General features: G+C 55.8%; 11 protein-coding genes. 7 read left to right on the top strand and 4 right to left on the bottom strand.

Features of this window, described 5'->3' with window-relative positions; genetic code table 11:
* The first annotated feature begins 5 nt into the window (after positions 1 to 5).
* Positions 6 to 2,594, top strand: coding sequence for a tetratricopeptide repeat protein (locus SLIT_RS16085; protein ID WP_013029584.1), 2,589 nt, complete (start codon positions 6 to 8; stop codon positions 2,592 to 2,594).
* Between the two features lie 37 nt (positions 2,595 to 2,631).
* Here the strand turns inward: SLIT_RS16085 and SLIT_RS07200 are convergent, their stop codons facing one another.
* Positions 2,632 to 3,681 carry a class I fructose-bisphosphate aldolase gene (locus SLIT_RS07200; RefSeq protein ID WP_013029585.1) on the bottom strand — a complete coding sequence of 350 codons (1,050 nt, stop codon included), beginning with the start codon at positions 3,679 to 3,681 and terminating at the stop codon, positions 2,632 to 2,634.
* 88 nt (positions 3,682 to 3,769) lie between these two features.
* Here SLIT_RS07200 and SLIT_RS15565 point away from each other — a divergent pair, with 88 nt between their 5' ends.
* From SLIT_RS15565 to zapE, 4 genes are all read left to right on the top strand, one after another.
* Positions 3,770 to 5,365 carry an Ig-like domain-containing protein gene (locus SLIT_RS15565; RefSeq protein ID WP_013029586.1) on the top strand — a complete coding sequence of 532 codons (1,596 nt, stop codon included), beginning with the start codon at positions 3,770 to 3,772 and terminating at the stop codon, positions 5,363 to 5,365.
* Positions 5,366 to 5,522: 157 nt separating this feature from the next.
* Positions 5,523 to 6,677 carry a formate-dependent phosphoribosylglycinamide formyltransferase gene (purT, locus tag SLIT_RS07210; RefSeq protein WP_398349082.1) on the top strand — a complete coding sequence of 385 codons (1,155 nt, stop codon included), beginning with the start codon at positions 5,523 to 5,525 and terminating at the stop codon, positions 6,675 to 6,677.
* Positions 6,677 to 7,051, top strand: a complete 375-nt coding sequence (locus SLIT_RS07215) for a VOC family protein (protein ID WP_013029588.1) — start codon at positions 6,677 to 6,679, stop codon at positions 7,049 to 7,051. Before purT ends, SLIT_RS07215 begins: the two co-directional genes overlap by 1 nt.
* Positions 7,051 to 8,193: a cell division protein ZapE gene (gene zapE / locus SLIT_RS07220; protein ID WP_013029589.1), complete on the top strand. Its 1,143-nt coding sequence runs from the start codon at positions 7,051 to 7,053 to the stop codon at positions 8,191 to 8,193. The genes SLIT_RS07215 and zapE overlap by 1 nt, the downstream gene beginning before the upstream one ends.
* 3 nt (positions 8,194 to 8,196) lie before the next feature.
* Here zapE and SLIT_RS07225 read toward each other — a convergent pair whose 3' ends face one another.
* The 3 genes from SLIT_RS07225 to SLIT_RS07235 all read right to left on the bottom strand — a co-directional run bounded on the left by SLIT_RS07225 (position 8,197) and on the right by SLIT_RS07235 (position 13,256).
* Entirely contained in the window at positions 8,197 to 11,595 is a 3,399-nt protein-coding gene (locus SLIT_RS07225; protein WP_190272154.1) for an EAL domain-containing protein, read from the bottom strand.
* Positions 11,596 to 11,686: 91 nt separating this feature from the next.
* Positions 11,687 to 12,079 (bottom strand): hypothetical protein, encoded by a 393-nt coding sequence (locus SLIT_RS07230; RefSeq protein WP_013029591.1) that lies wholly within the window; start codon positions 12,077 to 12,079, stop codon positions 11,687 to 11,689.
* A 142-nt stretch (positions 12,080 to 12,221) separates the two neighbouring features.
* Positions 12,222 to 13,256 carry an NADP(H)-dependent aldo-keto reductase gene (locus tag SLIT_RS07235; protein ID WP_013029592.1) on the bottom strand — a complete coding sequence of 345 codons (1,035 nt, stop codon included), beginning with the start codon at positions 13,254 to 13,256 and terminating at the stop codon, positions 12,222 to 12,224.
* Positions 13,257 to 13,321: 65 nt separating this feature from the next.
* Between SLIT_RS07235 and SLIT_RS07240 the strand changes: the two genes are divergently transcribed.
* Together SLIT_RS07240 and SLIT_RS07245 are read left to right on the top strand one after the other, a co-directional pair.
* Positions 13,322 to 14,110, top strand: coding sequence for a DODA-type extradiol aromatic ring-opening family dioxygenase (locus tag SLIT_RS07240; RefSeq protein WP_013029593.1), 789 nt, complete (start codon positions 13,322 to 13,324; stop codon positions 14,108 to 14,110).
* 47 nt (positions 14,111 to 14,157) lie between these two features.
* Complete coding sequence (locus tag SLIT_RS07245; RefSeq protein ID WP_013029594.1) at positions 14,158 to 15,312, top strand: FIST signal transduction protein; 1,155 nt, start codon at positions 14,158 to 14,160, stop codon at positions 15,310 to 15,312.
* Position 15,313: the final 1 nt, after the last annotated feature.

The raw sequence follows: 15,313 nt of genomic DNA on the forward strand, positions 1-15,313 counted from the left end.
AATGAATGTTCATCATAAAAGCCTACCTCTTGGAGGTAGGCTTGGTTACCTCTTCAAAAATCGAGCATGAGAATATGAGTTCAACCAAATGCTATCGCTTGATTTTTTCACTCATTGTTTTACTACAATTGGTATTCTTATCGTCCAGTGCATTCGCAGACGAACTGGTCGACGATATCGTCTTGCATCCAGAGTCTAATGGGGATGTAGTCGCCGTCATGAAGTTTGCTTATCCGATTCAGTATCTGAGACATTTCCCTCGGGGTAAATCTCCTTATACTTCGATTTACTTCAATATCCTTGGAAGTGTTCCGCCAGACATATGGCAAGATTATGAGTCACACAGGACTCCTCCTTCTAATTTGGTCCAGGAGATCACTGTAACAACACGTGATCGCGGTACCGGACCCAAGGTTCAGATCAAGTTCTATCGTCCTGCCGAATTCGCCGTAACCATGGGCAGCAACAACCAGGTCCTGTTGATTCGAATCAGACCGGAGATAACCCAACAAAAGAATGAAAGCAAAACTGTAACAGGGCAACCGGCAAATATGATTGCGCCGGTCTTGGCTCCCCCGATTACTGCCTTGCCAACGATTCCCAAGACTCCTGCTGCATCTACACCCACTGTTGCAGTAACACCAGCACCAGCACCAGCACCAGCACCAGCACCAGCACCAGCTTCCGCTTCAATCGCGATGACTTCAGTTGCGCCTGCAGGCGAGGTAACCAAGCCGCATGTCATGCTGGCACCGACCAAGGCAAAACGTATCCGTATTCCTCTCGGCGGAAAAGACGGGCTTCCTCCTTTCCCGGAAATTGAGCAGTTCGCACAGCCGGCTGGCGCAGCTCCATCTGACAAAGCTGCCGCACTGGCCGCACAGGTCGTGAAAGCAAACAATGAGGCGGCTGTGTTGATGGAAAATGGCGGAAATGCGCTGCTGACAGGCCAATCATTTGCCGCCATTGAATCGTTCAATAAGGTACTCACGCTACCGCCCAACACTTACACGGAAGATGCCCAGCTGTGGATAGGGATAGCAAAGGAAAGGACTGGCCTTCTGGACAAAGCCATCCTTGAGTACCAGTCGTATTTGAGGCTCTATCCGAAGGGTAAATCGGAAGCATGGGTCAAGAATCGGCTTGCCATACTCAAGAAGTCCGTTCCTGCGGTATTTGCAAATCTTGAGAGGCCGGTGGTGGCGCCAACCCCGGCCCGAATACAAAATACCGAGATGCAATATTCCGAGTTTGGCAGCCTGTCCATGTATTTCTACACGGGGGCCACTCAGACAAATACCACTGCGACTCCGGGCACCGTGCAGACGCCGACATCCTTTTCAACTACCGATCAGAAATCCCTGATCACCAATGTCAGCGCCACTGCCCGTGCATACAACAACGAATATGACAATCGTCTGGTATTCCAGGATTTCTATTCGGCCAACTTTCTCCAGAACCAGCAGAACAGCAACAGGTTAGGAGCGGCCTATTACGAAGTGAAAGACCGCATCGTCGATTATTCGTTCAAGATCGGGCGACAGTCCGGCTTTGGTGGCGGTGTGATGGGGCGTTTCGACGGCATCGCAGCGGGATATGGATTCGCCCAGGATTGGCGCGCGAACATAGTGACCGGACAGTTGTCCGATGCCACCATCGATGCAAAACCAAAGTTTGCTGGCGTCAGCCTCGACTTCGGCGTCAGAAAACCGCTCGGTGGCTCGGTATATTTCATCAACCAGACAGTCAGCGGTATCACCGATAGAAGAGCCGCGGGCGGCAACCTGCGATACTTTGACCAACGCTTCACCCTTATGTCCATGCTGGATTACGACATCCAGTTCAAGGCACTGAACATGGTCACTGTGCAGGGGACCATGAATGGGGGCGGAACAGGGAACGACTACAACTTCCTGATCGATCGGCGCAGGAGCCCGATCCTGGACATCAGGAACGCCATTAATGGCACAGCCATTCCGTTGTCTGTCCTCATACAGAATGGTTGGACCACGAGCGATTTGGTATTGCTGGCCAATCAGCGTACGACGATGGCAAGCATGGCCTCGGTAGGCATGACCAACCACCTTGATGAGAAGTGGAGCATCGGCACGGATTTTTCCATTGCAAAGACCGATGGTCTTGCCGCCAGTGGCGGTGTGCCAGATGCGTTCGGGGTATGTACAGCTACGGAAGGATGTGTACCGGCTACGCCTTCAACGGGCAACACCTGGACGATCTCCGAAAGGGCAACCGGTCTGGGTGTCATACAGCCGCATGATGTGACCAACTTCAGCCTGAGTTATACCAAGGGCCAATTGTCGCAAGCTGAAGCATTCCAATTCAGCAACCATTCCGACCTCAAAGAGAAATGGACGCTGGATTCAACATGCGCACTCAGCTTCCAGTCGGATAGCACGGGCGGCAAGGCGAACGCAATCTCCCCCACGGCAAGATTGTCGTACCAGGTGAGAAACAATCTGTCTACTGACGGCCAATTGGGATTGAGCTGGACCAAGTCTTCATCCAGCTCATTGCAGACTTCAACGACGTCGCTTAGGGAGTTCGTTTCATTCGGCTTCCGTCTGAATTTCTGACGAAAGCTACGCCATGAACTGCATGATCTGTTTGTGCCTATGCTACCGACACGGTTTTATCCAGATACACGTCCTGGATCGCATTGAGCAGATTGACGCCATCCTGCATCGGTTTCTGGAACGCCTTGCGGCCCGATATCAGCCCCATGCCGCCGGCGCGCTTGTTGATCACCGCAGTGCGCACCGCTTGATGCAGGTCGTCCTTGCCGGACTCTCCGCCGGAGTTGATCAAGCCGACTCTACCCATGTAGCAGTTCGCCACTTGGTAGCGCACCAGATCGATGGGATGGTCCGTGGTTAATTCGCTATAGACCTTGGGGCTGGTCTTGCCGAACTTGATGGCGTTATAGCCGCCGTTGTTCTCGGCCATCTTCTGTTTCACGATGTCTGCGTTGATGGTCACGGCAAGGTGGTTGGCTTGTCCGGTCAGGTCGGCGGAGACATGGTAGTCCTTGTCCGCAGTCTTGAACGCCGGGTTGCGCAGATAGGCCCACAGGATGGTGGCCATGCCGAGCTCATGCGCATGCTCGAAGGCATCTGATATCTCCTGTATCTGCCGGCGCGAATGTTCGGAGCCATAGAATATGGTTGCACCTACTGCCACCGCCCCCATGTCGAACGCTTGATCTACGCTGGCAAATAGGGTCTGGTCGTAGATGTTGGGATAAGTAAGCATTTCATTATGGTTGATCTTCACGATGAAAGGGATCTTGTGAGCGTAACGGCGGGCGACCGAACCCAGAACTCCCAGCGTGGAAGCGACACCGTTGCATCCACCCTCGATAGCGAGTTTGACGATGTTCTCGGGGTCGAAATACATGGGATTGGGTGCGAAGGAGGCACCGCCGGAATGTTCCACTCCCTGATCCACAGGCAGCAGGGACAGGTAGCCGGTGTTGGCCAGGCGGCCATGCCCGTAAAGTTCCTGCAGACTGCGCAGGACGCCGGTCTTGCGATCCTTTATCGAGACGACCCGATCCACGAAATCCGGTCCCGGCAAGTGCAGCGATTCCTTGGGGATGCCTGCACAACGATGCTTAAGAAGATGTTCCGCTTCGCTGCCCAACAATTCGATCACGTTCGTCATGGTTTTTGCTCCCGTCTGGTTGGATTGACATAGTTATCTTACTCTTATGTGTATAATTTTTGGCATTCAAATCCGTCCGCGTCGCTCAATGAATATTGGCAACTACTGCGCATCGCTGCATGCCTCGAGTTGCAGCCATATTGTCTTTTGCCGAAGCATCCTGCAGCACTTCGATTCCATGGTGGAACGTCTGTTCAAACCAGGTTGCCAGACTATCAGAACCTTTTTTGTATCCGGTCTTGGCATTGCACTGCTGCTGGCAGGATGTGGCGGTGGGGGAGGATCGGCTCCGCCTGTCGCCTTGCGCAACATTGCCATAAGCCCTGATCCGATATTTATTGGAGCCGGTACAAGTCTTAACCTGAGAGCTACAGGATCCTATTCGAACGGATCGACTGCCGACCTCACTTCGAGCGTCACATGGAAATCTGACAACTTGGCTGTGGCAACCGTAGGATCGACCGGCTTGGTCACAGTGGGAGCAAGTGTGCTTGTCACTTCTACCGCACACATCTCCGCTACCCTGAGTGGGATAACTTCACCTCTGGCCCTTCTCACGGTCACGCTCGCCGGTTCAAGCTCATCGAACGGACTCATTACCCCGCGCTACGACCACACGGCAACGCTTTTGCGCGATGGGACCGTGCTGGTGGCGGGGGGGTACAACACGGTGGCTCTCGCCAGCGCCGAGTTATACACTCCAGGCGCGACGACGAACACGGGAACATGGACGTCGGCCGGAAACATGGGCGTTGCTCGGCGTGACCATACCGCCACTTTGCTCAATCCCGCGCTTACTGCCGGTAATGAAGTGCTGCTGATCGGAGGAGGAGATGGGCTCAACGACCTTAGCAGTGTCGAGTTGTATAACCCAGCGGCTCCAGTCCTGACTGCATGGACATCCTACCCAAATATCCTGAGCACGCCCCGCTCATATCACACGGCTACCCTGCTCAACAAAGCGGCAAACACTTCGGCAAATGGCGGCAAGGAACTGGTGCTGGTGGTCGGCGGGAGCATCTCCAGTACCGCCGATATCTACGATCCAGCGAATCCTTCATCGGCAGCCTCGGCGGTTGCCGATATTTCCCCGCGTTATTCACATACGGCCACTTTGCTTAACGATGGCAGAGTACTGGTGGCAGGAGGATTCGATTCTACGACTCCTGCTGTGCTGAACACGGCAGAGCTGTTCGGGCCGGCGGCGGGATCGGCTGTGGTTGCGACAGGCAATCTTGTAACCGGGCGCTATTTGCACAGTGCTACCTTGCTTAACGATGGCAGAGTACTGGTGGCCGGCGGAATCGATCCGGCGGGTTACCCCTTAGCTAGTGCCGAGCTGTATTATCCCTTTGCATCCGGGGTTGTTGCTGCAGGTTCATGGGTAACAACCGGTGGCCTTGCCACAGCACGCTTTGGTCACACAGCCACGCTGATGACTAGTCCTCCGAATGCCGGAAAGGTTTTGGTTCTGGGTGGAAGGAATGCCAGTGATCCAAATCTTTCAAGTGCGGAATTGTACGATCCGGCTACGGGAACATGGAGCGGAACAGCCAATCTCCAATTCGGGCGAGCAGTATTTACCGATACTCTGCTTAGCACTGGACCGGATGCAGGCAGTGTCCTGGTGGTCGGTGGTGATGGAGCCGCCGGCACGCTCTCCAGTGTCGAACTGCACTGGTGATCTGAATGTCATCAGGACGAATCAGGTGCAGCAGCAAGCTTGGCCGGTGCCGTTTTATTCTCCTTATGTATAATTTTATGTATTCCAACTTCAAGGTCTGACACCTGTGAAAAAGCTCACTATCGGCACGCCACTTTCATCTTCCGCCACCAAAGTCATGCTGCTCGGTAGCGGCGAACTCGGCAAGGAGGTCATCATCGCACTGCAGCGCCTGGGCGTTGAAGTGATTGCGGTCGATCGCTATGAAAACGCGCCGGGGCATCAGGTGGCGCACCGTGCCCACGTGATCAACATGGCGGACGGTGCGGCCTTGCGTGCCTTGATCGAGAAAGAAAAGCCCGATGTCATCGTGCCGGAGATCGAGGCGATCGCTACCGAGATGCTGGTACAGATCGAGAAAGAGGGCGTGGTCCGTGTCATCCCGACTGCACGTGCCGCACAGCTCACCATGAACCGCGAGGGTATCCGCCGCCTCGCAGCCGAGACGCTGCAGTTGCCGACCTCTCCGTACAAGTTTGCAGACAGTCTGGAGGATCTCCGCGCGGCCACTGAAGTGATCGGCTATCCATGCATCATCAAGCCGGTGATGTCGTCCTCCGGCAAGGGACAATCGAAGGTGGATGATGCATCCGAAGTGAAAGCGGCATGGGATTATGCCGCCAGCGGTTCGCGCGTGAACCAGGGCAGGGTCATCGTCGAGGGGTTCATCGATTTCGATTACGAGATCACCCAGCTCACCGTGCGCGCGATCAGAGAAAACGGCGGGACCGAGACGCATTTCTGCGACCCTATCGGACATGTGCAGGTGCATGGCGATTACGTCGAAAGCTGGCAGCCGATGGCGATGTCGTCATTGGCACTGCAGCGTTCGCGCGACATTGCCAAGAAAGTCACCGAAGAACTGGGCGGTTTGGGTATCTTCGGCGTAGAGTTGTTTGTGAAAGGCGACCAGGTATGGTTCAGCGAAGTCAGTCCGCGCCCGCACGATACCGGCATGGTGACCATGTGCACCCAGCGCTTCAACGAATTCGAGCTGCATGCCCGCGCCATCCTCGGATTGCCGGTGGATACGACTTTGCGCGCTCCCGGCGCGAGTGCCGTGATCTACGGTCAGATGGATGAGAGGGGCATCGCCTTTGCCGGTGTAGCAGAGGCCTTGCGCGTGCCCGAATCGGACATCCGCTTGTTCGGCAAGCCCGAAGCCTTCAAGAAACGCCGCATGGGCGTGGCATTGGCAAACGGCAAGGACACCGATGAGGCCAGGACACGCGCCAAGCTGGCTGCCAGCAAAGTGATTCCTGTCAAAGTCTGATGATCGCAGGCATTCAACACGCAACGTTTCTGACCAGCGACCTTGTCAGGTCGCGCGCCTTTTACGAGGGTGTGCTTGGCTTGCATCCCAATCCCGGTCGTCCACAGATGAGCTTCGAGGGTGCGTGGTACGACGTTGGGCCTGGGCAACAGATACATCTGATGGTGTTGCCCGACCCCGAGGCCGGTTTGCAACGACCGCCACACGGCGGGCGCGACCGGCATGTGGCATTGGCCGTGAATGACTTCACGCAGTTGAAGAACAGACTGGATGCGGCCGGCATCGCCTATACCAGTAGCCAGTCAGGACGCCGTGCCTTGTTCTGCCGCGACCCTGACCAGAATGCGCTGGAATTCAACGAGGTCGTCGCCTGATGCGGCAACCGACTGGCGAGGCTGGCATCAGTCCGAAAGCCTGGTATCAGGCCGCGTGCGAGAGAGCCGGTTTTGTCTGCGATACTCGCCAGATCGCTGCCATCGAAGAGCTTGAAAAGCTTTGGCGGCAACTGGTCGAATTCAAGAACAGGCGCAATCAATTCCTTGGGCGCAGCCTGCGCAGTCCGCAAGTGCCCAAAGGTCTGTACATCTGGGGCGGGGTGGGGCGCGGCAAGACTTTCCTGATGGATGGCTTCTATCACTGCCTTCCATACCGCCGCAAGCGCCGCATCCACTTCCACAATTTCATGGTCGAAGTGCATCACGAGATGAAGCAGCTTGCACACGAGAGCGATCCCCTGATGGCGCTGGCCGACAAGATAGAACGCTCCACCCGCCTGCTGTGCCTTGATGAGTTCCATGTGGATGACATCGCCGATGCGATGATACTCGGACGTTTGCTGGGTGCGTTGCTGGAGCGGGGAGTGGTGCTGCTCACCACGTCGAACTATCAGCCTGACGACTTGTATCCCCATGGCTTGCAACGGCAGAATTTCCTGCCTGCCATTGCGTTGCTCAAACGCGAACTGAAAGTGCTGCATCTCGACAGCGACACCGATTTCCGCATGTTGCAGATGGTGCGCGACCCGCTGTTCATGGTTTCCGGAGATGCGAAGACAGAAGAACAGATGAGATCCCTGTTCCAGCGGCTCACTGCCGGCATGCATAGCGAAGTTGGCTTCGTTGAAATCGGACAGAAACGAATCCCGGTCAGGTTCGTGGCGCGCGAGGTGGTCTGGTTCGATTTCAGGGAGTTGTGCGGTGGATATCATGATCAGTCCGATTACCTGGAGCTTGCCCATCGCTTTCCGACGGTCTTCGTTTCAGACATACCCGGAATGTCGGCCGAAAATGCAGCGGAAGCCAGGCGTTTCACCTGGCTGATCGACGTACTGTACGACAATCATGTCAAGTTGGTCGCTTCGTTTGAAACGGCCCTGGATGAATTATATGAAGCAGGGCGGAATGACAGCGAATCGCAGCGTATTTTCAGTCGGCTGACCGAGATGCAGACACGCCATTATCTGGAATTGCCGCATCGCACTCGCGGAGTCACCCTGGGTGAGCCCCATTCAGGATAGCGGCTATTGCCCCTGTTTCTGCAGGTATGAGACGAACTGTTCGGCGGGCAGCGGCTTGCTGAAGTAATACCCCTGGACTTCATTGCATCCCTGCAGGCGCAGGAATGACAGCTGCCCGGCAGTCTCGACCCCCTCCGCGATGGTCTGCATGCCAAGGCTGCTGGCCATGTTGATGATGGCGGCGACGATCGCTTTATCATCTGGATCGTCGGTGATGTCGTGCACAAAGGATTGGTCTATCTTCAGCTTGTACACCTTGAAGCGCTTCAAATAGCTCAGCGAAGAGTAACCGGTGCCGAAATCGTCTATGGACATCTTGATGCCGCCGGTATGGAGCTTATCCATCACTCCAATGGCCAACTGCGGATCATCCATGGCTACCGCTTCGGTCAGTTCCAGTTCAAGGTATCTGTGCGGCACTTTCGATTCGTCCAGGATGCTGGTGACCAGTTCCATCAGGTTGGATTGGCGGAATTGGGCCGCGGAAAGGTTCACCGCCATGATCATCGGCGGCAACCCGCTGTCCATCCAGTCTTTCAACTGTTTGATCGCAGTACGCAGCACCCATTCCCCGATCGGTATGATCTGGCCATTGTCCTCTGCGATCGGTATGAACTCAGCGGGAGAGATGGAACCCAACTCCGGATGCTGCCAGCGCAGCAACGCTTCCGCACCAACGACATGCCCGTCCTGGGTGGATATCTGGGGCTGATAGTGCAGATGCAACTGGCCGCGTGTCAGTGCATGGCGCAGTGCATTGCCCAGTTGCAGGGTGCGGGCTGAATGCGCCTGCATCTCGGAGGTGAAGAAACAAAAACCGTTCCTGCCATCGTGTTTGACGCGATACATCGCGGTATCTGCGTTCTTTGAGAGCGTCTCGAAGTTTTCCCCATCATGCGGATAGATGGCAATGCCGATCGAACAGGTGGCGACAAGTTCATGCTGTTCGAACTGGAATGCCTGGGAGACGGCTTCCATCAGCTTTGCTGCGACATGTGCGGCGCCATTCTCGTCGGTGCCAGGCAGGATCAGGATGAACTCATCGCCCCCCTGGCGCGACACGGTATCTTCGTCGCGCAAGGTTTCCTTGAGCCGCTTTGCCACATCCATCAGCAGCTGGTCGCCGATGGAATGTCCCAGCGTGTCGTTGATGTCCTTGAAGTGATCGAGATCCAGGAACATCACGGTCATCTGTTCGCCGCTGCGCTGGGCCAGGCTGAGTGCGTACTTGAAACGTTCGTTGAGCTGGGTACGGTTGGGCAGGCCGGTGAGATGGTCGAAATGTTCCAGTTTCTCGATGCGCTCCTCCGTGAGTCTTTTCTCGGTGATGTCTTCCTTGATGGCAAGGTAGTTCATCACCCGACCATCGACTTGGCTTACCGGGGATATGAGGACGGACTCTATGTATTCAGTGCCATCCTTGCGGCGGTTGAACAGCTCGCCCTTCCATGGTTCGCCGCGCGTCAGATGTGCCCACATGTCCTCGTAAGTGGCTTTGGGCGTCTTGCCTGACTGCATGAAGCGCGGATTCTTGCCGAGTACTTCGTCCAGACTGTAGCCGGTCACCTTGGTGAAATTCGAATTGGCGTATTCGATATTGGCATCCAGATCGGTGATGACGATGCTGTTCGGGCTTTGCTCAACTGCCAACGATAATTTGAGCAAAGTCTCGGACATCTTTTTGCGTTCCGTTTCGGCGTCAAAGCGTTCCAGCGCGAAGCTGATATCCATCGCCATTTCGAGCAGAAGGTTGCGTGCGGGTTCGTCGAATGCATTCTTTTCTTCGGCATACAGGGTCAATGTGCCGACGACGATGCCATGGCAATGCAGGGGAATGGATGCGGATGCACCCCAGCCATATTCTGCAGCCCGTTCATGCCAGACGGCGGTGACCGGATCGTTGGCAAAGTCCTGGCACCAGAATGGCCTGTCTTCGCGTAGCGCGATGCCGGTAGGACCGCTGCCTCCTGGTTCATGACCATCGATCGAAACGTGCAAATTGTCCAGATATTCAGTGCCGGCTCCATATGAAGCAACCGGTTCGACCAGTCCGGTCACTTGATCCAGGATGCCGATCCAGGCCATCTTCATGCCGCCGAAATTGACCGCATCGCGGCAGATGATGGGGAAAAGTTCGGTCTTGTTGGAGCAACGTACGATGGCCTGATTGCATTGGCTCAATGCTGCGTAGAGTTTGGTAAGTCTCAGGATATGGGTTTCGTTTACCTTGCGTTGGGTGACGTCGCGAACAAGGACGATGAAGCGGGGTGCCTGATTCTTGGCGTCCTGTTTTTTTGAGATGGAGAGTTCGAACCAGGATTCGCCTTGCGGCAAGGAGAGCGCGTACGTCTTGCCGTTCGAACGGCCTGTCATGTTCGCTTCCTGTAGTGCCGACATGCAGATATCTGCGGCATCCGGAGGCAGGACATCGCCGATCTTCTTGCCGATGAAACTTGTCGCGGGAGCTGTCAACAGGTCATTGCGCGAGGAGTGATAGCTGTAAAAATGCCCATCCAGCCCGATCTCGAACAGCAGATCGGGTATGGCATCCAGTGTTGCCCGCAACTGGCTGCTTGAATCTGCAAGCTGCTGTGTCCTCAGCCTGATCTGTTTGCGCATGAACAGCAATCCGAGCAGGGAAAAAAGCAACACCCCACTGACACCCCCCAGTGTCCTCCATACGACGGGAGGAACGATGGAGGCCGGGGTTCGGCCGCCCCAACGTTGCAGTATCTTGAAATATGCCGAATCGGGATCCCTGTTCCAGGCCGAGAGGTCTTTATCGATTCCACTCAGCAGTTCCGGGTGCCGTCCCTTGGCGGTCACATAGAACAAACGAGTGGGCTGAAAAATGATCGGGGTTCCGTTGAGTTGGTAATCGGGCGCATGAAAGTCGCCATAGTCGTGGCTGGCAACCGCAGCGTCTGCCTGGCCAGAGCGCGTCAGACGGAAGGCATCTTCTACTGACCTGGTCCTGATCAACTGTACCTTGATGTTGAACCCGGAAAACATCGCAGTGATCGCGCTTTCCTGAATGCCGCCAGCCAGCAATGCGATGCGTTTGCCTTTCAGATCAAGAACGGAAGAGATATCTACACCCTTGCGGCTATATATCTGCGACCAACTGTATAAGGCAGGTGTGGTATGGAAATCGAAATGCAGCGCGCGTTCTGGAGAAAAGGCCACATCCGGCATCAGATCGATGCTGCCGGCCTCGAGCTCCTTCAGGCATTCTTCCCATGTACAGGGAACATAACTGAGCTGCCATTTCTCTTCAGCTGCGACTGTATTCAGCAGGTCGACCAATATGCCGGATGGGGCTCCATTGGCATCGGTGAATATCTTGGGTTCGTTCTCATAGAGGCCGACACGGACCTCCGTTGCACAGGTGTTGCCGGCCAAGCTGAGAAAGCCTATGCAGAGGAGGATGCGCAGTGTCGGCAAGATAGCCACGAACGCAGACTGGCTTCGGTTGCCCTGCTAGCCAGGAAAGCTATGAACCATTCTTCAAACGGGTATCGTAAGTCGCTTGGCATGCTGCATTGGCTGCTTCCAGCGTTTTGGCGGCTTCATCCTGAATGGCTTGAGGAATCGTGAATTGTCCGGGTTTGCGGCGGACGGGCTTCTGGTTCTGGGTCAGAAAATCTTCTTTTGCTTTTTCTGCGGTAGCCTTGCATGCGTTCAGTTCTGCCAGGGCCAGTTCTTCGAATTTCGCCTTGGCCTCGGCAGCTGCTTTTGCCCTTGCCAGTGCCTGTGCGCGGGCTTGTTCCATCTCGCGGTGCAACTGTTCCGCGGCCAATATCGCCTGCTTGTTCATGTAATCCAGATAGAGCCAGGTACCTCCCAATACTACGATGAGTAGAACCGCGACAACTTTCTTAACCATTACTTCCTCCCCAGAAGTTTATTGATGAGCGTGGTCGTTATGATAACCAATTCAAGTGGTTTGTGTCCTGTCTAAATTCAGTAGCTTAGCTTGCTTGGCTCTGCTATTGATCGAACATGGCTTAAATCACGCTGCCAACTGTTCAAGGTGCCGGATTCGGATAGAGTTTGTGAATGGATTCAATCTGTTCAAGCACCTCAGCCGATAGGGTGATCTCTGCACTGCCAAGGTTCTCCTTGAGCTGATCAAGGGTGGTCGCGCCAAGCAGGATGCTGCTGGTAAACCATCGGGTGCGGGCAAAGGCGAGCGCCATCTTCGCCGGAGTGAGTCCGGCTTCGCGTGCGATGCGCATGTATTCTGTCGTGGCGGGAGGTACGTTGGATTTGCTGTAACGTTGCCCGAAGCCGGGAAAAAGCGTGATACGTCCTTTTGCTTTCGGGTCGTTGATGTATTTGCCGGTCAACCAGCCGAATGCGAGCGGACTATAGGCGAGCAGACCGACATTGGCGTGGTGGCAAGTCTCGGCCAGGCCGCTTTCAAAAGTGCGGTTAAGCAAATGGTAGGCGTTCTGCACACTGACGATCTTGGGCAAACCCGATTGTTCGGCACAACGAACGAATTCTGAAACGCCCCATGGCGTCTCGTTGGAGAGGCCGATGTGGCGAATCTTTCCGGCTTTGACGAATTCTGCCAGTACCTGCAGCTGTTCGGCGATGGGCGTGCTGTCGCGCTCCTGCGTCACATCGTAACTGGTCGCGCCAAACATGGGCACATAGCGGTCTGGCCAGTGGATCTGGTACAGGTCGACATAGTCTGTTTGCAGTCTGCGCAGGCTGCCTTCGATGGCACTGGTGATGTGTTCGCGGTTGATGCGCGGCGTGCCGCGTATCCAGGTGAATCCGCGTGCAGGGCCGGCAATCTTGGTGGCAACGATGAGTTTGTCCCGCTGTTGGTGTTTTAGCCAGGTGCCGATATAACTTTCGGTGCGATGCACGGTTTCGGCGCGCGGCGCGACCGGATACATCTCCGCGGTATCGATGAAATTCACCCCGCTCGCTACGGCAAGGTCAAGCTGGGCATGCGCCTCCGCCTCGGTGTTCTGCTCGCCAAAGGTCATGGTGCCCAGCCCCAATACCGAGATCTTCAAATCACTGCCGCCAAGGTATCTGTATTCCATAAAACAACCTCTAAAATATCGGATGCGGTTATTTTAACGTCTTCCTCGTGCTAGCATCATGCACCATGATGATGCCTGTCCTGTTTCTTTCGCATGGAGCCCCGACCCTGCCGCTTGAACCGGGCGAGACGGGGGCGGTCTGGAAAAGACTGGGAGCCCAATTGCCCAGACCTTCTGCCATTCTGGCGATCTCCGCGCATTGGGAGACGCGTATCCCCACGCTCAGCCTTGCGGTGCAGCCCGAGACCATCCACGATTTCAGCGGTTTTCCGGAAGAACTCTACCGCTTGCAATATCCGGCACCTGGCGCGCCGCAGATGGCGAAGTCAGCCGCGCAATTGTTACAGCAAGCGGGTATTCCAGTTCGGCTGGATGATTCACATGGACTCGATCACGGAGCATGGGTGCCCTTGAGTCTCATGTTCCCGCAGGCGGATATTCCCGTCGCCCAGCTATCGTTACAGCCCGAGCAAGACCCGGCATGGCACCTTGAGCTGGGTCGTGCTTTGCGTCCGCTGCGCGAACAGGACGTGCTGATCGTCGGGAGTGGCGCGATCACGCATAACCTGCGAGCCGTATTCACCCATCCCGATCATGAACCGGCGCCGGCATGGGTGACTGAATTCTGTGACTGGATCGCTGCCAGGATAGCGGAGGGAAACCTGGATGCGCTGAGCGCATATCGCGAGCTGGCGCCGCATGCAGAGCAGAACCATCCCAGCGATGAACATCTGCTGCCGCTGTTCGTGGCACTGGGTGCCGCTTCGAAAGTGGACGATGCGCATCACCTGAATCGTGTGATGACCTTTGGCTTGCTGGCGATGGATGCCTGGCTGTTCGACGGGGCAGGGTAAAGATTCGGCACAGTGTGTCGCAAACAGCAATGGGAGCGGGAGGCAATATGAGCACGACTGGCATGATGCATTACTTGCCCGAGGTGGAAGAGAGTGCCATCGAGCGTAAGCTGACGGAATTGCAGGCGGTCCATCCTGAACTGGGGATCTGTGCGCTGCTTCCCGAAGCGCAAAAAGACAAGGTTGGCGTGTTGCAGTCGGTTTGTTCCAGATGCAATGTGCCTCTGGCCGGCGCGATCTTCCCGGCATTGGTCAGGGACGGCAATTTCCTGACCAGCGGGGTGTGGTTGCTGTGCTTCAGGCAGATGCCCCATTTTGCGCTATACGACAACCTGCCGACGGGAAGCGCCGAGGCGGAACTGGCGGCAGAAAAGATCGCCAACGATATCCGCGCACAGATCGATCACGTCCCGGACATGACGCTGTTCATGCTGTTCGATGCCATGGTGCCGAACATCGGCACGCTGCTCGATAACATCTACCTGCATCTGGCGAACCGCGTCCACTATGCAGGGGCGAATGCGGGCAGCGAGACCTTCCAGCCCATGCCGTGCCTGTTCGATCGCGATCGCCTGGTGGAGAAGGGCGTGCTGGTATTGCTGCTGACCCGGCACAAAGGTGCGATCCTGGAGCATGGTTACCATACCAACCCGCATACCTCTTACGCGACATCGACCAGCGGCAACTGCATCTCGCAGATCGACTGGCGCCCGGCCTTCGAGGTGTATCAGGAGCTTGTTCGCGAGCATTACGGCGAAGAGGTGACGGCTGAGAACTTCTATCAGTATGGCGTTCATTTCCCGTTCGGTATCGTGCGCGCCAATCACCATGTGGTGGTGCGCATCCCGGTCATGTTGACCGATGACGGCTCGCTGTTCTGCGTGGGCGAAGTCCCGCCCAATTCGGTGCTGACCCTGCTTAAAGCCCCTACCGTACGCACGGTCGAGACATTGCATAACCTGACCGAAGGATTGAAGAAACTGAATGGGGATGTTTCCGGTTCGGAACTGTTGTTGTTCTATTGTGCGGGACGCAGATTGCATCTCGGGATGCAGATGGCAACGACCGAACTGGAGGCGTTTGCCGGGCTGACCCATGCCTCCCAGGTCGCCGGGGCACTTTCGCTCGGCGAGATAGGCGGCTCAACGGTGCAGGGCTACCCGTTGTTCCATAACGCTACTTTGGTGGCCTCGCGCTGGTAGC

The organism is Sideroxydans lithotrophicus ES-1 (assembly GCF_000025705.1).
Classification (GTDB): Bacteria; Pseudomonadota; Gammaproteobacteria; order Burkholderiales; family Gallionellaceae; genus Sideroxyarcus; species Sideroxyarcus lithotrophicus.